Here is a 22,649-nt window from a genome sequence, read left to right as displayed (position 1 = left end):
AATATACATGACCAGTGACGTCGGGCTTATCGGCTCAAGCTGTAACAGGGTGATTATCGGTCTTGGTAAGACCGGGCTGTCCTGCGCCCGATACCTTCACAGTCGAGGCCTGCCTTTCCGGGTGATGGATACCCGGCAGGCACCACCCGGCATTGAGGAACTTCGCCAGCAGTTCCCGGATATCATGGTGCATACCGGTGGGTTTAATGAAGAGTGGCTGACCGCGGCGGATGAGCTGGTGATCAGCCCTGGTATCCCCTTGAGTGAACCGGCCATTGACCGGGCTATTCACCAGGGGGCCACTGCGGTGGGTGATATTGAACTGTTTTGCCGGGAGGTGAATCGCCGCTTTCCGGAGCGGCCGCTGGTGGCCATTACCGGTTCCAATGGCAAAAGCACCGTAACGACCCTGGTCGGGGAAATGATCCGTGAGTCAGGACTTACCCCGGGTGTGGGAGGGAATATCGGTACACCGGCGCTTGATTTGCTCGAGCGGGAAGGTGTGGATGCTTATGTCCTGGAGCTGTCCAGTTTTCAGCTGGAGACCACTGACAGCTTGCGGGCAACCGCGGCGACGGTGCTCAACCTGACCCCGGATCACATGGATCGTTATGCAACACTGGCTGATTATCATAAGGCCAAGCAGAGGATCTACCGGGGCTGTGCAACCGCTGTTTTTAATCGGGATGATCCTTTGACTTCCCCTTTGCTGCCGGTCACCGCCGGAGCCACTACCTTCAGCTCCAGAGTGCCTGATCTGGGACAGATGGGGTTGCTGGTGGATGGAGACGGTACCTGGTTGTGCCGTGGTCTGGAAAAAAGAGTGAATGCTTCACAGATGCGCCTGAAAGGGCGGCACAACCAGTTGAATGCACTGGCTGCCATGGCCCTGGGAGAAGCTATTGGCCTGGAGGCCGATGCCATGGTCCGGGCGATCATTCACTTTTCCGGGTTGCCCCACCGGTGTCAGTGGTTGGCGGAATATCAGGGGGTCAACTGGTTTAATGACTCCAAGGCCACCAATGTGGGCGCTGCTGTGGCTGCTATTGAAGGGCTTGGGGAAGGCCTGGATGGGCAGATTGTGTTGATTGCCGGTGGCGATGGCAAAGGGGCTGATTTTTCAGAACTGAAGCCTGCTGTGGCAAAGCATGTGAGTCACCTGGTGCTGATCGGCCGGGATGCTTCTCAGATCGAGCAGGTCGTTGATGGGGCTTCCCAGGTTCATCATGCAGACAGCCTGGATGAGGCCGTCAGAGTTGCCGGCGAGGTTGCCGGTTCCGGCGATGCTGTTTTGCTGGCACCTGCCTGTGCCAGTTTCGATATGTTCAACAGCTTCGAGCACCGCGGTGAACAGTTTGCCGAACGGGTGGGGGAGTGGTGCCGATGCTGAAAATAACCGGTCGGAAATCCATCCTTGAGCGCAGCAGCGAAGCCTCTGAAGTGGTCGATGCGATTCGCCTGAAAAGCTTCGATACGCTGTTACTGGGGCTGGTTCTGCTGATGCTGGCGGTTGGGTTGGTGATGGTGGGGTCCGCCTCCATGGATGTGTCCAATACCACCTTTGGCAACCCGTTCCGGATTGTTATCAAGCAGCTGGTATTTATGCTGGCAGGGCTTGGGGCCATGGGCGTGATGCTGTTTATTCCCATCAGCCGGATTCAGCAGTACAGCTGGGCGGCTCTGTTCGTTGCCTTTTTTCTTCTGTTTGCAGTGTTGCTGGTAGGCCGGGAAATAAACGGCAGTATTCGCTGGATCCCCCTGGGCTTTTTCAACCTGCAGGCCTCAGAGCTGGCCAAGCTGAGCGTGGTTATTTATATGGCGGGTTATCTCGTTCGTCACCTGGATGAGGTCAGAACCCGCTGGATCGGTTTTGGTAAGCCCATGCTGGTCTTAATGCTGGTGGCGGCCCTGCTGCTGGCGGAGCCCGACTTCGGAGCCGTGGTGGTGCTGACCGGCGCGGTCATGGGCATGATTTTTATGGCAGGGGCCCGATTTCACCAGTTTTTGCTGCTGATTCTGCTGGTAGCGCTGGGGATTGCGGCCCTGGTGGTCATGGAGCCTTATCGCATGGCTCGACTGACCTCTTATATGGATCCCTGGGCCAATGCCTTTGGCAGCGGCTATCAGCTAACTCAGGCTTTGATTGCCTTTGGTCGGGGAGCCTGGCTGGGTGAAGGTCTGGGCAACAGTATCCAGAAGCTTTTTTATCTGCCGGAAGCTCATACCGATTTTGTCTTTGCAGTTCTGGCGGAAGAATTTGGTCTGGTGGGGGCGTTACTGGTCCTGGCCACATTTATGCTGATTACCTGGCGATCATTGCAGCTGGGATTCAGGGCGGAAAGCAAAGGTTTAATGTTCCACGGATTTGTGGCTTACGGCATTGCCCTGTTGTTCGCCAGCCAGGCCCTGATCAATATCGGCGTGAATACCGGTTTGTTGCCCACCAAGGGGCTGGCGTTGCCTTTGATCAGTTATGGTGGCAGTAGCCTGATTGTAAATTGTATGGCATTTGGCGTGTTGTTAAGAATTGATTATGAGCGACGGTCGGCAAAGGCCGTTGAAGAGCCGGTCATTGCTGGCAGAAAGGCCGGCAGAAAGCGCAGCAGCAGTAATGGAGGTGCCCATGAGTGAGCTGGCACCACTGATACTGGTGATGGCAGGTGGCACGGGAGGTCATATTTTTCCGGGGCTGGCCACGGCGAAAGCGCTTCAGGCGGAAGGCTATCGGGTCCACTGGCTGGGAACCCCCGGTAGCATGGAGGCCGACCTGGTTCCGAAGCAGGGCATTGATATCAGCTTTATCCCGGTAACAGGGCTTCGTGGAAAAGGGCTGGGCTTTTTGCTGAAAGCCCCCTGGCGCCTGGGGCTGTCTTTGTTCAGGGCGATTCGGGTGATGCGCCAGCACCAGCCGGTTTGTGTCGTGGGCATGGGAGGCTATGTGACCGGGCCTGGCGGAGTGGCTGCCCGATTACTGGGTATACCGCTGGTGGTTCATGAACAGAATGCAGTGGCGGGCTTTACCAACCGGGTTTTGGCAAAGATAGCCTGCCGGGTGCTTGAGGCTTTTCCGGATACCTTCCCGGAGAAACTTCGGGGTAAGGTGTACCTGACCGGAAACCCGGTGCGTTCAGATATTGCCTCGGTGCCTTCCGTGGCTCCCCATTCGCCTTTGCGTCTGCTGGTGGTGGGAGGTAGTCGGGGTGCCCTGGCTATCAACCGGTTGATGCCTCAGGTTTTGAAAAACGCCGGTGGCCAGGTCACGGTCTGGCACCAGACCGGCAGGGTGAATTTTGAAGAGTGCCGGGAGGCTTATCGGGCTTGTGGGGTTGAGGGCAAAATTGAGCCCTTTATTGATGATATGGCCAGGGCCTATGAATGGGCTGATCTGGTTCTCTGCCGATCCGGTGCTTTGACCGTGGCCGAGCTGGCTGCGGCGGGCCGGGCGGCGATTCTGGTGCCCTACCCCCATGCGGTGGATGACCATCAGACGGTCAATGGTGACTATCTGGTCAGCCGGGGAGCAGCGCTGATGGTTCAGCAAAATGAATTGGATGTAGACGGTTTGACAAAAATGATACTGGAGCTGGCGGAGTCTTCCGGTCAGCTGGAAGCCATGGCTTCAGCGGCGAGATCCTGTGGGCATTCCGGAGCAACCCGGGACGTTGTCACGCACTGCCTGGCAGCAGGCGGAGTGGAGGTGTCCCATGCCTGATCTGAAAAGTTGTATTCCGGTGGTTGCCGTACCTGAGATGCGGCGAATTCGCAGGATTCATTTTGTCGGCATTGGCGGTTCCGGTATGTGCGGTATTGCTGAAGTTCTGTTGAACCAGGGGTATCGGATTTCAGGTTCAGACATTCGCCAGTCTCCCGTGACCCAGCGACTCGAAGGGCTGGGTGTAGAGGTTTTTATCGGACACCAGTCTGGTAATGTGGAAGGGGCTGATGTGGTGGTGACCTCCACCGCAGTGGCTGCAGAGAATCCGGAAGTTCTGGAAGCGCAGGCGCGCCGTTTGCCTGTGGTGCCCAGGGCTGAAATGCTGGCGGAGCTGATGCGTTACCGTCACGGGATTGCGGTGGCGGGCACCCACGGCAAGACAACCACCACCAGTCTGCTAGCGTCAGTGCTTGGGTTCAGTGGCATGGATCCGACGTTTGTGATTGGCGGACGACTCAACTCTGCGGGAACCAATGCCAAGCTGGGTGGCAGTCGCTACCTGGTGGCGGAAGCGGACGAGTCGGATGCTTCTTTTCTCCACCTTCAGCCAATGGTATCCATTGTTACTAATATTGATGCTGATCATATGTCCACCTATGATGGTGATTTCAGCAAACTTAAGAAAACATTCATCGATTTCCTTCACAACCTTCCCTTTTACGGGGTTGCCATTGTCTGCATTGACTGTCCTGTTGTCCGGGAACTGCTGCCCGGCATTAAACGACAAGTGATTACCTATGGGTTCAGTGAAGATGCCGATTACCGAGCGGTTAATGTTCGGCAGCAGGGCATGAAAACCCTGTTTGACCTGGTTCGCAGAGTGCCAGAGGGTCCGGTAGACGGGCCTGAAGTGGATGAAGAACCGGTTGCCGTTGAGTTGAATATTCCGGGGCGGCATAACGTTTTGAATGCCCTGGCGACTTTTGCCACGGCTGCTGATGAAGGGGTGCCGGATCAGGTCATTGCGGACGGTCTGGCTCAGTTCGGTGGTGTCGGAAGGCGTTTTCAGGTCCATGGCCAGTTCAACACATCTGTTGGTGAAGTGATGTTGGTGGACGACTATGGTCATCACCCGACAGAAGTGGATGCCACCATCAAGGCGGTGAGGGAAGGCTGGGAAGGCAAGCGTCTGGTGATGATCTACCAGCCTCATCGCTACTCCAGAACCCGTGATCTGTACGAGGACTTTGTTGATGTGCTCTCCCGGGTGGATGTGCTGTTGCTGATGGAGGTTTATCCGGCCGGTGAAGATCCAGTGCCCGGGGCTGACAGTCGTGCCCTGTGTCGCAGTATCCGGCAGCGTGGCCCGGTGGATCCGATTTTTGTCAGTCGTCCGGAAGAGGTCGAGTCGGTGCTGGCCGGTGTGCTTCAGGATGGTGACCTGCTTCTGACTCAGGGGGCTGGTGACATTGGTGCGCTTGCGACAAGGTTGGGGAAGAGTGCTCTTGATCTGTCTGCCCGGGATGGGGGGATTTCATAATGAGCAAATCGGGTAAGACAACAGCCCGCTCAGCTGCGAAAGCCGTTTGTGACGCGGATGAAAAGAATGATCAAAAGTCAGAGGATATTGAGGTAATGAAGTACGTCCGCAGTTCGGATCATTTTGACCCGAAGGCGTTTGGCAAGGTTGCCGTGCTCTTTGGAGGAAACTCTGCAGAGCGGGAAGTCAGCCTGACGTCGGGAGAGCGCATTTATGCGTCTCTGGTCCGACAGGGGGTGGAATGCCAGCTGATTGATACCGCAGAAAAAGCCATTGAGCAACTGATCAGCTATGCCCCGGATACGGTTTTTATTGCCCTGCATGGTACCGGTGGTGAAGATGGTACCATCCAGGGGGGGCTTGAAAGCATGGGCGTTCCCTATGCGGGCAGTGGTGTTATGTCGTCCGCCCTGGCCATGGACAAGTACCGTTGCAAATTGTTGTGGCAATCCATAGGCTTGCCCACACCGGAGTTTGCCCTGGCCATGGGGCCCGGTGATCTGGAGTACTGCGAGGCGCTGCTGCCTGCTTTCGTTAAACCCAGCCTGGAAGGGTCCAGTGTGGGTGTAACCCGGGTGGACAGAAGGCAGGATCTTGAAAAGGCGCGGCTGCGGGCTGCGGAGCATAATGGCCCGGTGCTGGTTGAGACGTTTATTGATGGGCCGGAGTTTACCGTGGGCATTCTGAATGGCCAGCCTTTACCGGCGGTCAGGATCCAGGCAGAAGGCACTTTTTATGATTACGAGGCCAAATACCTGTCGGACAATACCGGATACTCCATTCCCTGTGGGCTTTCTTCTGCTCAGGAGCAGGAAATGCAGGCCATTGCCCTGACGGCTTTTGAGGCGCTGGGTTGTTCCGGCTGGGGGAGAGTGGACTTTATGCAGGACCAGCAGGGTCGGTTCTGGCTGCTAGAGGTGAACACCATTCCGGGAATGACGGATCACAGCCTGTTGCCGATGGCTGCGGCTCACGCCGGGCTCTCTTTTGATGACCTGGTGATTGAGATCCTGAAAACCGCCGGCTCGAACTGACGGGCGGGTGAACGATCAGTGCGGTGAGCGTTTTGAGAGGACAGGAGTGTTGAACCGAAACTCAAGCCGGATCGCACAGACAAACCGGGCAGTGGCGTCCCGTAAAACGCCTTCCAGAGGGGCGTTTCGTAAAAGGGCGTCCCCCGGGAGAATGAATGCCTGGAAAGCGCTGCCCTGGCAGAGAATGTTCCAGGGGCTGGTTTCGGTGTTGTTGCTATCGGGCCTGTTCTACAGTGCGCCGGGATTGATGAACTGGGTCAATCAGCCGATAGCACGGGTGGAAGTGCATTCACCGTTCCAGAACTTGTCCCGGCAGGGCGTGGAAGAACGGTTGCAGCCGTTCTTGGAGGCGCGCTTTTTTGAGCTTGACCTTGAAGGCATGCGCACTGTCCTTCAGGCAATGCCCTGGGTAAAAGCGGTTTCAGTCCGGCGATACTGGCCAGACCGGCTGCAAGTCAATATTGAAGAGCAGCAGGCGGTGGCCCGATGGGGAGACCGGCAGCTGATCAGCAATGACGGTGAGGTTTTTACACCGGTTGATGTGGCGAAGTTTTCGGCCATGCCGGTGCTGTCCGGCAGTGAGGACAAGGCTTCTGAAGTTATGCAGCAGTACCTGGCGATCAGTCAGTTGCTGAGGCCTATGGGGCTGGCGGTGATGACGCTGGAGCGAAGTGAAAATGGGGCCTGGCGTTTCAAGGTCGGGCATGTGGTGGTCAATATTGGTCGTGACAGGAGAATGGAGAGGTTGCAGAGATTTATCCGGCTCTACCATGCCAGACTGGAGTCCCAGTGGCAGAGGGTCAGCCGGGTGGATCTGCGCTATTTAAACGGCGCTGCTGTGGCCTGGAGAGGCAGTGTTCAGAAACATTAGTCTGTCGGATTCTGATACATGACGGGTTTTGAGGTTTGGGAAGATTAATGCCATGACATCGGCAGAAAACGGAAGCATGATTGTTGGCCTGGACATTGGCACCTCAAAGGTGGTGGCCATTGTTGGAGAGCTGAACGCCGAAGGTGATATTGAAGTCATCGGTATCGGATCGCACACTTCCCGTGGGTTGAAGCGGGGGGTGGTGGTCAATATCGACTCCACGGTGCACGCTATGAAAAGGGCTGTGGAAGAAGCTGAGCTGATGGCTGGCTGCCAGATACACTCTGTCTACGCAGGGATTGCCGGAAATCATATCAAGAGCCTTAACTCCCACGGCATTGTCGCGATTCGTGAGCGGGAAGTGACCCATGCCGATATTGACCGGGTGATCGATGCGGCCCAGGCTGTGGCGATTCCTGCGGATCAGCGCATTCTGCACATCCTGCCCCAGGAATATGTGATTGATAATCAGGAAGGTGTCAAAGAGCCACTGGGAATGTCCGGTGTCCGCCTGGAGGCAAAGGTTCATCTTGTGACCTGTGCGGTCAACGCTGCCCAGAACATTGAAAACTGTATTCGTCGCTGCGGCCTTGAGGTGGATGATGTCATTCTGGAGCAACTGGCCTCCAGTTACTCAGTGCTTTCCGAGGATGAAAAAGAACTGGGTGTCTGTATGGTGGATATCGGTGGGGGGACCACGGATATTGCCATTTTCACCGATGGTGCGATCCGTCATACCGCCGTGATTCCCATTGCCGGTGACCAGGTGACCAATGATATCGCCATGGCTCTTAGAACACCGACCCAGAATGCGGAAGATATCAAGATTAAGTACGCCTGTGCCCTTGCTCAGCTGGCCGGTGCCGATGAGACCATAAAGGTTCCCAGTGTGGGGGATCGCCCTCCCCGTGAGCTGTCCCGGCAGGCGCTGGCTGAGGTCGTAGAGCCCCGTTACGATGAGTTATTTACCCTGATTAATGCCGAGATCCGCCGGAGCGGGTTTGAAGACCTGATTCCTGCGGGCATTGTGTTGACGGGGGGGACTTCGAAAATCGAAGGGGCCATTGAACTGGCGGAGGAGATCTTCCATATGCCCGTCCGTCTTGGTGTGCCCCAATCCATCAAAGGCCTGAGTGATGTGGTCTGCAATCCTATTTATTCCACCGGAGTAGGCCTGCTGCATTATGGCCAGAAGGCGCAACAGGAAGGAATGAAAAAGTCCATTGGCAGCAAGCCTCAGGATACCAGTTTACTGAGTCGTATGAAGCGGTGGTTTCAGGGGAATTTTTAATTCCCGGAGATACCAGTGCTACTTGAGTGTTTTTGACAATTTGCCCGACTATTTGTCCGGATAAAGGTGAAAAAAAGGAGACAGCCATGTTTGAATTGGTGGATAACGTACCGCAGGAAGCGGTCATCAAAGTGATTGGTGTTGGCGGCGGCGGTGGTAATGCCGTGTGCCACATGTTGAACAGTCAGCTTGAGGGTGTGGAGTTCGTCTGTGCCAATACAGATGCCCAGGCTCTGAAGAAACAGCACTTGCAGGCGCATACCCATTTGCAGCTGGGTGCATCAATCACCCGGGGTCTGGGTGCCGGGGCGAACCCCCAGGTGGGTCGTGAAGCGGCTATGGAGGATCGCGAGCGTATTTCGGAATTGCTCCGTGGTGCCGACATGGTGTTTATTGCCGCCGGTATGGGCGGTGGTACTGGAACTGGCGCGGCGCCAGTGGTGGCTCAGGTGGCTCGTGAAATGGGTGCTCTCACCGTGGCAGTGGTGACCAAGCCTTTCGGCTTTGAAGGCAAGCGTCGTATGGCTATTGCTGAAGAGGGCCTGAAAGAGCTGCAGGAGAGTGTTGACTCATTGATCACCATTCCCAACGAAAAGCTGCTGCCGGTGCTGGGTAGCGATGTCAGTCTGCTGAATGCTTTTGGTGCTGCCAACGATGTTTTACTCGGTGCTGTTCAGGGTATTTCGGAACTGATCACCCGTGACGGATTGATCAACGTGGACTTTGCCGACGTGCGCACGGTGATGTCTGAAATGGGCATGGCCATGATGGGTACTGGGGTTGCCACAGGTACTGGCCGGGCAGGGGAAGCGGCTGAAAAAGCCATCCGCAGTCCGTTGCTGGAAGATGTGGACCTGCAGGGAGCCCGAGGGGTTCTGGTTAATATCACAGCCGGGCTTGATTTCACTGTCGGCGAATACAATCAGGTGGGTGAAGTGGTTGGGCAGTTTGCCTCCAATGATGCCACAGTGGTGATTGGAACGGTTATTGACCCTGAGCTGACGGATGAGTTGCGAGTAACAGTGGTTGCCACTGGCATTGGCATCGGTGCAGCGCCAAAGGAACCGCTGAAAGTGGTGGAAAAGTCTACGACTACCCGGCCTGATGGCACACTTAACCTGGCTGAGCTGGATATTCCGGCAAAGGTTCGTAAGCAAAGCAAGGCCGTGGATCCGGAAGAAAAAAAGGAAGCGCGTCCCCGTCAGGTGGCCTCTGCAGATAATGTAGATTACCTTGATATTCCGGCTTTTCTGCGTCGTCAGGCTGATTAATCAGGGATTGACCGGGGCGTCAATAGGGTGAGGGTAAATGCTACCTTGTGTCATGAGCAGCTTTTGTTACAATGTGGCGTTGCATCCAAATAACAGGGGCCGACGAGGTCGCGGAACAGCGTTATCATGATCAGACAGCGTACTCTGAAAAACATTATTCGTGCTACGGGTGTAGGCCTGCACTCAGGTGAAAAGGTTTATCTGACCCTGAAGCCGGCCCCCGTAGATACCGGCATTATTTTCTGCCGAACCGACCTGGATCCTGTGGTAGAGATTCCAGCCCATGCCCTCAATGTAGGACAGACGACACTTTGCACTTCATTGCAGAAAGACGGCTCGCGCATCGACACAGTTGAGCATCTCCTTTCTGCACTGGCCGGGCTGGGTATTGATAACGCTTATGTTGAAGTCAGTGCCCATGAAGTGCCCATTATGGATGGCAGTGCCGGGCCTTTTGTCTTTCTTCTGCAGTCTGCCGGTATTCAGGAGCAGGGGGCACCCAAGAAGTTTATCCGGGTCAAGGAAGATGTGACCGTCACTGAAGGTGACAAGAGCGCTACCTTCAAGCCCTATGATGGTTTTAAAGTCAGTTTTACCATTGATTTTGATCACCCGGTATTTAAAAGTCGCTCCCAGACGGCATCCATTGACTTTTCCAGCACCTCCTTTGTCAAGGAAGTGAGCCGTGCAAGAACCTTCGGGTTTATGCGGGATGTGGAATACCTTCGTTCCCAGAATCTGGCGCTGGGAGGCAGCGTTGATAATGTGGTTGTGGTGGATGATTTCCGGATTCTGAATGAAGACGGTTTGCGTTACCATGATGAATTCGTCAAGCATAAAATGCTGGATGCCATTGGCGATCTGTACCTTCTGGGGCATAGCCTGATTGGGCAGTTTGTGGGACATAAATCAGGTCATGAACTGAACAATAAACTGGTCAGGACGCTTCTGGCGAACCAGGAAACCTGGGAGATTGTTACGTTTGAAGATGCCGATGTCTCTCCAATTTCTTACCAGAAGCCAGTTGCTGTTACGGTTTGATAGAGCGGGTAGCCTGTTGAGGGTTCAGAGAGGTTAACAGGAAGGTCGCCCAGTCAGCGGCCTTGTTTGTATCTGGGGATGCTGGGGTTGAGCTGAAGCCGTCATTTTTCTGTCCTGGTCGTGCAAAAAAAGTGCTGCCTGCCTTAGGTTGTCAGAGTTTATGAAGCGCTTTTTTATCGCCGGGATTGAATATAACATGTTGTTTTTGCGATTTTTTCTCGGTTTTAGAATGCATTATTCAGGCTTTGGGTGGTGGGTTCAGTGAAAAGTGTGAGGCCTGCGTACAGGCGGTGTTTTGAACTTTTCCTCATATTCCTAGAATAAAACGGTAGGTGGGGTGTTTCTGTTGATGAATTCCACCGAATTTCAGGGGGAGTCCAGTCCCCATTGGTTGGTGCTCTTTTTCATGAAGAGTTTTCATGAAGGGCCGTTCATGGCTGCTGGTCAGTCTGGAGTGAAGGGTTTTAAATGAAAGTCATTGTGGTGAGCCAGGATCATTCGCGAACGCGGACGTACACCGGAGGCGGGTGGCAGCTGGTGAGCGCAGTTGTCGTGGCTGCATTGTTTTCCATGCTGGTGGGTGGAACGCTGGTTTATTCATGGATGACTTTAGGCAAAGAGCAGATGCTGACCAGTGAGGGGGTGCAAAACTGGAAGCAGGCCCTGGATGCCCAACAGCAGGATCTTGGTCTGGTTCGTCAGCAGACGGAGCAGCAGCTGGACGCATTGATGCTCAGGGTGGCCGAACTTCAGGGGCGTATTACCCGCCTGGACGCTCTGGGTGAGCGGTTGACGGTTAAGGGCAAGCTGGATGACGGAGAGTTCGACTTCAGTGACGCTCCGGCCATTGGTGGCCCCCATGAGGTCGCCGAGGTGGATCAGGTCCATGATCGCTCCTCTATTCTGGAAGCCATTGACCAGCTGGCGGACCAGATCGATAACCGCGAGCAGCAGCTGGATTTGCTCGACAGTCTCCTTTCTACACGCACTCTTCATGATGACGCTTTTCTGGCCGGCCTGCCTGTTCGAAAGGGTTGGCTGTCCTCCCGTTTTGGTCGGAGAACCGATCCATTTACCGGCAAGGCTGCATGGCATAACGGTGTGGATTTTGCCGGCAAGCGGGGTTCGGAAATCATCGCTGTGGCTGCGGGGGTGGTTGTCTGGTCAGGGCAGCGCAGTGGTTTTGGGTTGCTAGTTGAGATAAACCACGGTAATGGTTATGTCACCCGGTATGCCCATAGTCAGGAGAGCCTGGTGAAGGTGGGGGATATTGTCTCCAGGGGGCAGGCCATTGCAAAAATGGGCAGTTCCGGGCGTTCTACCGGCCCCCATGTTCATTTTGAAGTGTTGAAAAATGGCAAGCCCCAGGACCCTTCCCGCTATATTTACAGGGCGGGAAAATAAGCGTTTTGAGAAAAATGATGAAATAACAGCCGTTTCTGCAGCTGTAGCCGAGAGTTTTCTTTTCGTGTTACAGCTTTGGTTGTTGGGTTGAGCGGGTTACCGGTTTTGTTTAGCCTGTTGTTTGTTTCTGTCTGTATCGCATTCTTTCTTTTTTATTTCCGTTCAGTGGTGTTGTTTTTTTATTGTCTGTATGACCTTGGATTAATTGAGTGGGCGCAGGCCTTGAAATTACCGCTTCCAGCCCCATAACTCCTGATAGATAGTTCAATGTCAGCATAAATTGACAGAGTCAATGCCTTTTGATTGCGTATTTCCTGTTCAGGGCTCTGCACTTCAGGTGTGAAAGGCTTTAGCATTTTTAATGCCTGATTGATCGGTATCTCAGAAATGCGGCTAATATAGATGAGACTTTGCTGTGATTATCATAGAATGTTGGACTATTGTGCGCTTGTCTGCCCCGGCCCGGGTTTGTCGGCAGGAGGACAGCCCCGGAAACAGAGTGTGAGACTGTAACCAACTTATGTTTGCTTCTTTAATCAAGAAAATGATTGGCAGCCGGAATGACCGGCAGCTGAAACGCATGGGCAAAATTGTCAAATCAATCAATGCCTTTGAAGAAAGCCTCGCTGCTCTGAGTGACGATCAGCTGAAAGCCAAGACGTTGGAGTTTCGTGACCGTTTCGAGAAAGGGGAGACGCTGGATGCCCTTTTACCTGAAGCCTTTGCTGTGGTTCGCGAAGCCGGTAAGCGGGTAATGGGCATGCGTCACTTTGACGTTCAGATGATTGGTGGTATGACCCTTCATGAAGGTCGCATTGCCGAAATGCGCACCGGTGAAGGTAAGACACTGGTGGCCACCCTGCCGGCTTATCTGAATGCGATCCCCGGTAAAGGGGTGCATGTGGTGACCGTCAATGACTACCTGGCCCGGCGTGATGCCAACTGGATGCGACCTCTTTATGAGTTTCTGGGAATGCAGGTGGGGGTGGTTGTTCCCCAGCAGGATCCTGACGAGAAGCGCAAAGCCTATCAGGCTGATATTACCTATGGCACCAATAATGAATTCGGGTTTGACTATCTTCGGGACAATATGGCGTTTCGCAAGGAAGACCGGTTCCAGCGTGAGCTGTTCTTTTCTATTGTCGATGAAGTGGACTCCATTCTTATTGATGAAGCCCGTACGCCACTGATTATTTCCGGTCCGGCTGAAGACTCTTCTGAACTGTACAAGAAAATGAACCGCCTTGTGCCGTTGCTGAAGAAGCAGGACCCGCTGCCCGAAGGTGTTGAGCCGGAAGAGGTGGAGCTGACCGGTCACTTCTCCCTGGATGAAAAGGCCCGCCAGGTTGAGCTCAATGAGCTGGGCCACCAGTTCATTGAAGAGTTGCTGCAGAAGGAGGACCTGCTTCCGGAAGGGGAGAGCCTTTATGCCTCCAATAACCTGAACCTGCTTCATCATGTCAATGCGGCCCTGAAGGCCCATGTTCTGTTTACCCGTAATGTTGAGTACATTGTCCAGAACAATGAAGTCCTGCTGGTGGACGAACATACGGGTCGTACCATGCCAGGACGTCGCCTGTCCGAGGGGCTGCACCAGGCACTGGAAGCCAAGGAAGGGTTGAATATCCAGGCGGAAAGCCAGACGCTGGCTTCCACCACTTTCCAGAACTATTTCCGTAATTACGAAAAACTGTCCGGTATGACCGGCACCGCGGATACCGAGGCTTTTGAATTCCGGCAGATCTACGGGCTGGACGTGATTGTTATTCCTACCCATAAAGAAATGGTCCGTAAGGATGGCAATGATCTGGTCTATCTCACCATTGAGGAAAAGTACGAAGCCATCATTGCCGACATCAAGGAAACCGTTAAGGAAGGCCGGCCGACTCTGGTGGGTACTGCCTCTATTGAGTCGTCCGAACTGCTGTCCGGAGCCCTGAAGAAGTCGGGAATTCCTCATCAGGTACTGAACGCCAAGTTCCACGAAAAAGAAGCTGAAATTGTGGCACAGGCGGGCAAGCCTGGGGCCGTGACGATCGCTACCAACATGGCGGGTCGTGGTACTGATATTACCCTGGGCGGTAACTGGGAAGCAGAGATTGCCGAGCTGGACAATCCTTCCCAGGAGCAGATTGATCAGGTCAAGGCGGACTGGCAAAAACGTCACAAGGCGGTGCTGGAGGCCGGTGGCCTGCACATTATTGGTACCGAGCGCCACGAGTCCCGCCGGATAGATAATCAGCTCCGGGGCCGTTCCGGTCGTCAGGGTGACCCCGGTTCCTCAAGGTTTTATCTGTCCCTTGAAGACAACCTGATGCGGATCTTTGCTTCGGAGCGGGTCAAGAACTTCATGAAAGCCCTGGGCATGGAAAAGGGTGAGGCCATTGAGCACCGCATGGTGACCAATGCCATTGAAAAAGCCCAGCGCAAGGTTGAAGGCCGGAACTTTGATATCCGTAAGCAGCTGCTTGAATACGATGATGTCGCTAATGACCAGCGTAAGGTGATTTACAACCAGCGTGATGAATTGCTCAGTGCGGATGATGTTTCCGGAAGTATTGAAGCGCTGCGTGAAGATGTGGTCAGTGATCTGATCAGCCAGCATATTCCTCCCCAGAGCCTTGAAGAGCAGTGGGATGTAAAGGGGCTTGAAGAGAAACTGGCCAGTGAACTGAACGAGCGCATGCCCATCCAGAAGTGGCTCGACGAAGACGACCGGCTGGATGAAGAGGCGCTGCGGGAGCGGATTCTTGAAGGCATTGTTGCTTCTTACAAGAACAAGGAAGAGCTGGCGGGTGCAGAGGTTCTGAGAAACTTTGAGAAGCATATTCTGCTTCGCATTCTGGATGATAAGTGGAAAGAGCATCTGGCCACCATGGACCACCTTCGCCAGGGTATCCACCTTCGCGGCTACGCCCAGAAGAACCCCAAACAGGAGTATAAGCGGGAAGCCTTTGAGCTGTTCCAGCAGATGCTGGAAGATATTAAATGCGACACTATTCGTATTCTTTCTCATGTTCAGGTCCAGGAAGATGACCGGACCGCAGAAATGGAAAGGCAGCGGCGTGAAGAGATGGCGCGCCGGATGCAGTTTGAGCATGCTCAGGCGTCGGGTGTGGAAGGTGAAGAAGAGGGAGGCGAACAGCAGGCTCCCCAGGCTCAACCGTTTGTTCGTGAAGGCCGAAAGGTTGGCCGTAATGATCCATGCCCCTGTGGTTCTGGCAAGAAATACAAGCAGTGCCATGGCAAAATTGCCTGACGGGCAGATTTAACCAGTCATGAAGTGTCAATAGCGGGTCGGCTCACTGAGCTCGGCCCGTTTTTTTATCGTTCTGGAGCGGAGAATAACAATGGCGACAGGTTCGGGAGAGTGGGGGCATGTGCACCCGGTGTCTGGTTTCAGGCTGGGGTCTGCAAAGGCGGGTATCAAAAAAGTCGGTCGACGGGATCTTGTGGTAATGAACTGGGACCGGGGAAGCTCAGTCGCAGGAGTGTTTACCCGGAACCGGTTCTGTGCCGCGCCAGTGCATCTGAGCAAAGAGCGCCTGTCCGGAAACCCTGCTTTTTTTATGGTGAACACAGGCAATGCCAATGCGGGTACCGGTCAGCAGGGAATTGAGGCTGCCAGAAGGACCTCTGCTGAGCTGGCCCGGCTGACTGATGTGGGGGAGGATCAGGTGCTTCCCTTCTCTACCGGAGTCATCGGTGAGCCTTTGCCTGCAGATATAATCTGTGAAGGCCTGCCGGGGGCCGTTGAAGCGCTGTCGGAAAACCACTGGAATGAGGCGGCTGAGGGCATTATGACCACGGACAGTCGACCAAAGGGGGCGTCCCGGCAGTTCCAGGTTGATGGGGTCACTTATACGGTGTCCGGTATCAGTAAAGGGGCGGGCATGATCAAGCCCAACATGGCCACTATGCTGGCGTTTATGGCTACCGATGCGGCGGTGGAGCAGGGCTTTCTGCAAAGGCTGCTTGCTGATGTGGCTAACCGTTCCTTCAACCGGATCACCATTGATGGGGATACCTCCACCAACGACAGTTTTATGATGGTGGCCACCGGGGCCAGGGGAAATCAGCCGGTGGAAACCCTTGAAGGTGAACTGGCGCAAAAGCTGGTTACTGCGGTCCATGAGGTTGCCATTGAGTTGGCTCAGGCGATTGTCAGAGACGGTGAAGGAGCCACCAAATTTGTGACTGTCAGGGTTGAGGAGGCGCAAACACAGGGTGATGCCCTTGAGGTGGCCTACACCGTTGCCCATTCTCCGCTGGTTAAAACAGCCCTGTTTGCCAGTGACCCTAACTGGGGGCGTATTCTGGCGGCTATTGGCCGGGCAGAGGTGGCAAAGCTGGCCATTGAAAGGGTCTCTGTCTGGCTTGACGATGTGCCCCTGGTAACCTGCGGTGAACCGGCTAGAAACTATACCGAAGCGGCGGGGCAGCGGGTGATGGATCAGGAGGATATTCTCATCCGGATCTCTCTGGGAGAGGGCGAGTGTGTTGAGGAGATCTGGACCAGTGACTTGTCCCATGAGTATGTGAAAATCAATGCTGAGTACCGGACCTGAGTTCATGAGCAAGTGTAAGCGGGTTCACGTAGCGGTTGGCGTCATTGTTGGCAGAGATGGTCGTATCCTGGTGGCCAGACGCCCCCAGAATAAGCATATGGGGGGCTTCTGGGAGTTTCCCGGTGGTAAGGTGGAACCGGGGGAAGATGTCCGGGATGCTCTGGCAAGGGAGTTGAAAGAGGAGCTGGCTATTTCTGTTTCAGCGTTTCAGCCGTTGATTCAGATTCGTCATGATTATCCCGATAAGTCCGTACTGTTGGATACCTGGACTGTTTCAGATATTGAGGGTGAACCCAGAGGAAATGAAGGGCAGGAAGTGAAATGGGTTGAGCCTGAATCCCTGACTCACTTGAGCTTTCCACCCGCAAATGTTCCCATCGTTCGCGCCGTACAGTTGCCTCATTGTTATATGATCACCGGGCGATTTGATCACCCTGACGACCTGTTCCGGAAAGTGGATGCATCCCTGGCGTCCGGCGTTAAGCTGATTCAGTTCCGTGCTCCATGGCTTGACCCGCTGGCCTATATTGAGCTGGCTGAAGTGTTGTCTGAGCGGGCTCAATCTGCTGGAGCGGTCCTGTTAATTAAGGGGGCGTTGTCGTTGTTGGAGCGGCCCTGGTGTCATGGGCTTCATTTAACATCCGCCCAGTTGCTTTCAAGTGAGATTAAACCTGCGATTAAAACAAAGGTGCGGGAGGGGCAGTGGCTCGCTGCTTCCTGTCATAGTGAAGCAGAGCTCGCTCAAGCAGAGGCTCTGGCTCTGGATTTTGTAACACTCTCCCCGGTGGCCAGGACGACCACTCATCCGGAAGCAAAGCCACTAGGTATTAAAAAAGCCCGCTCTCTGACGGAGAGGAGCGTTGTACCCGTTTACTGGCTGGGTGGTCAGGACTTGGAGGGGATTGAGCAGGCAAGGCTCAATGGTGCCCAGGGAGTGGCTGCAATCAGTGCCTTCTGGCGTTGAAATTCTGTGGAGTCCCTACATCAGTGACGGGTGGGGGGCTCATCCAGTTCCGCCGACATTAAATCGTCAAAGGATGGGTCTCCGGGAATGGCGTGCTCTTCTTTGGCCCAGGCGCCAAAATCAATCAATTTGCAGCGTTCGCTGCAAAAAGGTCGGTACCGGTTTTCCGGCGTCCACTCCAGCGCTTTTCCGCACTGGGGGCAGTTCACTTTCTTGGCCATGGGGCTGACTCTTCAGGCGTGTTTATCAAAGCATGACCCTGCCACGGGGGCAGGGTCATGTTGGAGCTGTCGTAGATATTAACGACGCTTTCAGCTTATTCGGCGACGGGAGGCTTTGGAGCGATGACGGCTTCCGGTTTTTCCTGGGATCCGCCAATCAATCCAAAGGTCAGGGTGCTCCAGATGGAAGGATCCACGTCATCAAAGACTTTATAGCCGACAAAGTTGCCATTGCTGTCCAGGGATGGGTGATCTGGATAGTTCAGTTTGAGGGCCGCCAGTGCTTCTTCAGCCGGATCCGAAAGACCAAGGTGTTGATAGCTCTCCACCATGATAGCCAGTGCCTCGGGTACTGATGGCGTCTGTTGCATATTTTCCACTACGTAACGCCCACGGTTAGCGGCTGCCACAAAGGCCTTGCGCTTGAGGTAGTAATTGGCTGCATGAATTTCGTACTGGGCCAACCGGTTCCTGAGGGCAATCATTCTCTGGCGGGCGTCTGGGACGTACTTACTGTTGGGGTAGCGGCTCAGCAGCTCAGAGAATTCATTAAAGGATACCCGGGCCTGGCCTGGATCACGCCGGGTCAGATCCATGGGCAGGTAACGCTCCAGAAGACCCATTGCAGCGGTATTGGATGCCAGCCCTTTCATGTAGTAGGCATAATCTGCGTCCGGGTGCTGAGGGTGCAGGCGAATAAAGCGATCTGCTGCGGCTTTGGAAGCCTCTGGCTCAGCATTCTTGAAGTAGGCATAAATGATGTCAAGCTGGGCCTGCTCGGCAAAAGCACCGAACGGATAACGGGACTCCAGGGTTCTCAGGGCCTTGATGGCCTCTGTATAGCGGCTGTCGTTAATGGCTTTGTTGGACATCTGGTAGAGCTCAGCTTCGGACAGCGTTTCCGGAAGCTGCTCTTTATCGCCCTTTGAGGCGCATCCAGCCACAAAAACTGCCAGGAGTGCGGTCATGAGGAGTCTCATGACAAGCGTGGGCAGCAAACGGGTCAACGTAGAAATCGGTGTTGTCATGGTGTTGATTGGTTTCCGTACTCCGGCACTCTCGGTTCAGAATTAGCTCGCTGTTCAGAGTTAGCTCGCTGTTCAGTAAGAGTTCGCTGTTCAATAAGAGTTCCTATTCCAGATGGCCCGGGTAACAGCCCTGCAAGCCTCTGGAGCGATGGTTCTGTATCGTCCACTGATCAGGAATATCAATGACCCCCCTTCTTCCGGGGGCTGGATATCTCTTCAGGCTTTGGAGACTTCTTGTGATAAACTCTTCGGGCCTGCTGAACGACTGATGTAAACCTGAGCATTAAATCATAGTACGCAGGAAAACGAAAAGACAAGGTTTAGTGACCTTTTGTTCCGGGCTTTTTCCGGGTGTTAAAGAAAATCCGTATGAGACCGGAGTTTTCCGGTTGTGTGGTAGTGAATGGGTGAAGTGATAAATCAGAGTGTGGTGGTGCCGGATGATCAGGGTGGTCGGCGGCTGGATCAGATTGCCGCCGGTTGTTTTCCGGATTACTCCAGGGCCAAGCTGCAGGAGTGGATCCGGGATGGGCACCTGCTGGTGGATGGCCGTAACCGGAAGTCCAAAGAAAAGCTGTATGGCGGCGAGCAGCTGACGCTCTCTGTGGAAGTTGAGAATGAAGACCAGTGGGAAGCAGAAGATATTCCCCTGGACGTGATTTATGAAGATGAGGACATCCTGGTCATCAACAAGCCAGCGGGGCTGGTCGTGCACCCCGCGGCAGGCAACCGCTCAGGCACCCTGTTGAACGGCCTGTTGTTTCATTATCCCGACAATGCTTCAGTGCCCAGGGCGGGTATTGTTCATCGCCTGGATAAGGACACCACGGGACTGATGGTGGTGGCGCGGAATCTGGCGGCTCATACTGATCTGGTGTCCCAGCTCCAGGATCGCTCGGTGAGTCGTGAATATGAGGCCGTGGTCCGTGGTGTGATGACTGGCGGTGGCAAAGTGAATGCCCCCATTGCCCGCCACCCCCAGAATCGCCTGCGGATGGCTGTGGTGACCGGGGGGAAACCGTCGGTTACCCATTATCGGGTTCAGCAGCGTTTTTCAGCTCACACGCACATTATTCTGAAACTGGAAACCGGACGCACCCATCAGATTCGGGTGCATATGAGTCATCTGCACTTCCCTCTGGTGGGCGATGACCTTTATGCCGGTGGCCTGAAGCTGCCCCCCTCATGCCCGGAAGGCCTGGAGAAAACGCTGAGAGGGTTTCGCCGACAGGCACTTCATGCCCGGCGGCTGGGCCTGATTCATCCGGTAACCGACGAGTATATGGAGTGGGAAGTGCCTTTGCCCCGGGATTTTCAGGACTTACTACAAAGCCTGGCGGATAGTGAGCCATCCACCACTGCATCCACTACTGGAGAGTGAGCGTGTCTTCCGATCATCGTTATATTCATGCCCAGTGGCCTGCGCCTGATGGCATCAGAGCTCTGGTGACGACCCGCCGGGAAGGCGTCAGTCAGGGAGCGTATGCCAGCTTTAATATGGGGCTTTACTCCGGCGATGATCAGGAAGATGTATGGATGAATCGTCGACAGATCGCCAGGGATTTTGGACTATCTGGCTCTCCTCAATGGCTGAAACAGGTGCATGGCACGGATGTTATTGAGGCGGAGCCCGGCGGTGAAGAGCAGGAAGCTGACGCATCGGTTGGCCGAAGGCCCGGGGTGGTCTGTGCGGTGTTAGCTGCGGATTGCCTGCCGGTACTTTTCTGCGACCGCTCAGGGACCACAGTGGCCGCTGCCCATGCTGGCTGGAAGGGACTGGCTGCCGGGGTGCTGGAAGCCACCGTCAACGCCATGGGAGTTAACCCCTCAGAGGTTCTGGCCTGGATGGGGCCGGCGATCAGTCAGCCGCACTTCGAGGTGGGTCCGGAAGTCAGGGAGGCTTTTGTTAAGGTGGATCCCGCTTTTTCCGGAGCTTTCAGGGCGGGCCAAGGGGACCGCTGGCACGGTGATCTTTATGAGCTGGCGCGAAGCCGGTTAAGCCAGATGGGAGTGGCTGGCGTTTATGGCGGGAAGTTCTGCACTGTCAGTCAGCCTGACCTGTTCTATTCCTATCGAAGGGACGGTAAGCAATCCGGCAGGATGGCAGCCTTGATCTGGATGGAGGAATAGATAAATAGAGGGAGGCGGTAGCCCCTTACTCGTCCTTTTCGAAGCTGTCGAAAAAAACAGGTTTCCATGCTTCTCGACTCTATTTGGTCTGCGGGGAACCCCCTGTCCTGAACCTCAGTAAATCAAGTGCTTACACTCCCATTCAGGAGCATGGGAGCGAGGTTTGTGAGTTTTGCTGCCCATGGGGGGCTCTCATCTGGCGGGTGAGTATGCCCTGTATCATTCGCTCTTGACTGAAACCTAAGACTATTGGCTAAGTTTCATCTTCTGGTGATTTTGATATGTTTTTTGGAAATTGAAATGGCTGATGATGACAAATTGGTCAGAAAAGGAGTGTTCATGCAATAGGGAGTATTGAAAATGAGTGGAGCACATTATGGAATTATTCGACATGGAGCTCAAAGGCGTCGAGCGCTTGAGAGAGAATATCTCCATGAAAAAAGACAAGATCTAGCAAATCATCAGATAGCACAGCGCCATGGCTTTTTAAATAACGCTTGTTTTTATAGCGGGCCTCGTTCGGTAGATCCAGTCGAAATTATTGGGGTTTATCAGAAAAGTGAAGCCAAGAAACCCGGTGGGTTATATGCGTCCCTGGCTGACAGGGTGGTAAAAGAAGGGACGGGATCATCAATAATTCTCTTTTTTATGAAAAAAAGCAGATGCTTCAGAGGGATTATTTGTGAAGAGGTGAAAAGGAAGCGGCTACATGCAACCCAGTCAGCGTCTGAGCACAGGCTTGAGGCTGCAAAGGTGTATCAGTGTGTACAGCATTTAGAAAGAAAACTGGACTCTGTTTTTCCACTAGCAGTGAAAGAAGTAGAGGCGAAAAAAAAGGAGGACGGTGTTGAGGTCATCCCTATTGAACAACTTCCCAGGGGAGGAGAATATGACGATGTTCGCCGTACGTTATACAGTCCTGCTCTGGAGTTCGTATCTGAAAAGCATCGTTGGCTGCATTCGGATAAAGTGATGCGCAAGATGGGCTTCTATGGTGACTTTTTTCGTCAAGAGGGGCTTTCAGGTCCTGAATGTGCTGAATGGTTTACTCCAGAACCTGACACTGAAAATTGGAGTAGAGAGTTGGATGTGTACGGGTGCGAACAGGTTATGAAAATCGGGTGTAAAAATCTGAACGTACAATTTGGTATTATAGACAGGCATATGAAGGAGAGTAATGATCAGGCTGCTGATGAACGACGTTATTCCACCTTTTTAGAAAGGCTGAATAAATTGTTCTGATGATATTAGAAAGCTGGTAGTTTTAAGTGGGTTCACTCTGAGCTTTTGGACTGTTTGATGACTTGTTTAATACTCAACTCAAAGCTTTTTTTCGGTGCTCTTTGTGGAATGACTTTGATGGAGTGAATGCCGGTTTGTTGTAGCTCTGTGCATTGGCTGCAATGGATCTTAAAGGGATTCTCAGGATTGTCATCCGGGGAGTAACTGAGATGAAGAAAACCCTTGCCGATGGGCAGGTTCATGACGCCGTGTGAGTCTGATCTGTAGTAGTTCAGACCTGATCTGACAGTCACCGATTTTTCAGAGGGTGTCTGTCAGGTCAAATTCAGGCTACAAATTTTTCCTTCCAGATCTCTTTGCCATCTATCAGAGTTTCCATTGGCGTTCTT

Annotated in this window: 18 protein-coding genes; 16 read left to right on the top strand and 2 right to left on the bottom strand. The window is 53.9% G+C overall.

Annotated features, from left to right (window positions below):
- Positions 1-7: 7 nt before the first annotated feature.
- The 13 genes from murD (at position 8) to ACNRUY_RS05725 (ending at position 17,639) form a co-directional block, all read left to right on the top strand.
- A complete protein-coding gene (murD, locus tag ACNRUY_RS05785; RefSeq protein WP_488110694.1) occupies positions 8-1,390 on the top strand; it encodes a UDP-N-acetylmuramoyl-L-alanine--D-glutamate ligase in 1,383 nt (460 codons plus the stop codon).
- On the top strand, positions 1,384-2,631 hold the full coding sequence (ftsW, locus tag ACNRUY_RS05780) for a putative lipid II flippase FtsW (protein WP_488110693.1): 1,248 nt from the start codon (positions 1,384-1,386) through the stop codon (positions 2,629-2,631). The genes murD and ftsW overlap by 7 nt, the downstream gene beginning before the upstream one ends.
- Positions 2,624-3,712, top strand: a complete 1,089-nt coding sequence (gene murG / locus ACNRUY_RS05775) for an undecaprenyldiphospho-muramoylpentapeptide beta-N-acetylglucosaminyltransferase (protein ID WP_488110692.1) — start codon at positions 2,624-2,626, stop codon at positions 3,710-3,712. The genes ftsW and murG overlap by 8 nt, the downstream gene beginning before the upstream one ends.
- Complete coding sequence (gene murC / locus ACNRUY_RS05770; RefSeq protein ID WP_488110691.1) at positions 3,705-5,195, top strand: UDP-N-acetylmuramate--L-alanine ligase; 1,491 nt, start codon at positions 3,705-3,707, stop codon at positions 5,193-5,195. Before murG ends, murC begins: the two co-directional genes overlap by 8 nt.
- Positions 5,196-5,290: 95 nt before the next feature.
- Entirely contained in the window at positions 5,291-6,229 is a 939-nt protein-coding gene (locus tag ACNRUY_RS05765; RefSeq protein ID WP_488110746.1) for a D-alanine--D-alanine ligase, read from the top strand.
- Positions 6,230-6,236: 7 nt separating this feature from the next.
- Positions 6,237-7,100 carry a cell division protein FtsQ/DivIB gene (locus ACNRUY_RS05760; RefSeq protein ID WP_488110690.1) on the top strand — a complete coding sequence of 288 codons (864 nt, stop codon included), beginning with the start codon at positions 6,237-6,239 and terminating at the stop codon, positions 7,098-7,100.
- A gap of 52 nt (positions 7,101-7,152) precedes the next feature.
- Positions 7,153-8,391 carry a cell division protein FtsA gene (gene ftsA, locus ACNRUY_RS05755; RefSeq protein ID WP_488110689.1) on the top strand — a complete coding sequence of 413 codons (1,239 nt, stop codon included), beginning with the start codon at positions 7,153-7,155 and terminating at the stop codon, positions 8,389-8,391.
- Positions 8,392-8,477: 86 nt separating this feature from the next.
- Positions 8,478-9,662 carry a cell division protein FtsZ gene (gene ftsZ / locus ACNRUY_RS05750; protein ID WP_488110688.1) on the top strand — a complete coding sequence of 395 codons (1,185 nt, stop codon included), beginning with the start codon at positions 8,478-8,480 and terminating at the stop codon, positions 9,660-9,662.
- Between the two features lie 126 nt (positions 9,663-9,788).
- Complete coding sequence (gene lpxC / locus ACNRUY_RS05745; protein ID WP_488110687.1) at positions 9,789-10,703, top strand: UDP-3-O-acyl-N-acetylglucosamine deacetylase; 915 nt, start codon at positions 9,789-9,791, stop codon at positions 10,701-10,703.
- 468 nt (positions 10,704-11,171) lie between these two features.
- The gene (locus ACNRUY_RS05740) at positions 11,172-12,107 is read left to right on the top strand and encodes a M23 family metallopeptidase (RefSeq protein ID WP_488110686.1); all 936 of its coding nucleotides are present in this window, start codon (positions 11,172-11,174) and stop codon (positions 12,105-12,107) included.
- A gap of 520 nt (positions 12,108-12,627) precedes the next feature.
- A complete protein-coding gene (secA, locus tag ACNRUY_RS05735; protein ID WP_488110685.1) occupies positions 12,628-15,366 on the top strand; it encodes a preprotein translocase subunit SecA in 2,739 nt (912 codons plus the stop codon).
- Positions 15,367-15,457: 91 nt separating this feature from the next.
- Complete coding sequence (argJ, locus tag ACNRUY_RS05730) at positions 15,458-16,675, top strand: bifunctional glutamate N-acetyltransferase/amino-acid acetyltransferase ArgJ (protein ID WP_488110684.1); 1,218 nt, start codon at positions 15,458-15,460, stop codon at positions 16,673-16,675.
- A 4-nt stretch (positions 16,676-16,679) separates the two neighbouring features.
- The gene (locus ACNRUY_RS05725; RefSeq protein ID WP_488110683.1) at positions 16,680-17,639 is read left to right on the top strand and encodes a Nudix family hydrolase; all 960 of its coding nucleotides are present in this window, start codon (positions 16,680-16,682) and stop codon (positions 17,637-17,639) included.
- Between the two features lie 20 nt (positions 17,640-17,659).
- Here ACNRUY_RS05725 and yacG read toward each other — a convergent pair whose 3' ends face one another.
- Together yacG and ACNRUY_RS05715 are read right to left on the bottom strand one after the other, a co-directional pair.
- Entirely contained in the window at positions 17,660-17,860 is a 201-nt protein-coding gene (gene yacG / locus ACNRUY_RS05720) for a DNA gyrase inhibitor YacG (protein ID WP_488110682.1), read from the bottom strand.
- A gap of 95 nt (positions 17,861-17,955) precedes the next feature.
- Positions 17,956-18,828 carry an outer membrane protein assembly factor BamD gene (locus tag ACNRUY_RS05715; RefSeq protein ID WP_488110681.1) on the bottom strand — a complete coding sequence of 291 codons (873 nt, stop codon included), beginning with the start codon at positions 18,826-18,828 and terminating at the stop codon, positions 17,956-17,958.
- A 463-nt stretch (positions 18,829-19,291) separates the two neighbouring features.
- Between ACNRUY_RS05715 and rluD the strand changes: the two genes are divergently transcribed.
- From rluD to ACNRUY_RS05700, 3 genes are all read left to right on the top strand, one after another.
- The gene (gene rluD / locus ACNRUY_RS05710; protein WP_488110680.1) at positions 19,292-20,269 is read left to right on the top strand and encodes a 23S rRNA pseudouridine(1911/1915/1917) synthase RluD; all 978 of its coding nucleotides are present in this window, start codon (positions 19,292-19,294) and stop codon (positions 20,267-20,269) included.
- A gap of 2 nt (positions 20,270-20,271) precedes the next feature.
- A complete protein-coding gene (gene pgeF / locus ACNRUY_RS05705) occupies positions 20,272-21,018 on the top strand; it encodes a peptidoglycan editing factor PgeF (RefSeq protein ID WP_488110679.1) in 747 nt (248 codons plus the stop codon).
- A 360-nt stretch (positions 21,019-21,378) separates the two neighbouring features.
- Positions 21,379-22,260, top strand: coding sequence for a hypothetical protein (locus ACNRUY_RS05700; protein ID WP_488110678.1), 882 nt, complete (start codon positions 21,379-21,381; stop codon positions 22,258-22,260).
- The last annotated feature ends 389 nt before the right edge of the window (positions 22,261-22,649 follow it).

It is taken from the genome of Endozoicomonas sp. Z74, from assembly GCF_057680865.1.
The sequence above is the reverse complement of the archived record's forward strand: the minus strand, read 5'-3'. Positions and strand labels throughout refer to the sequence as shown.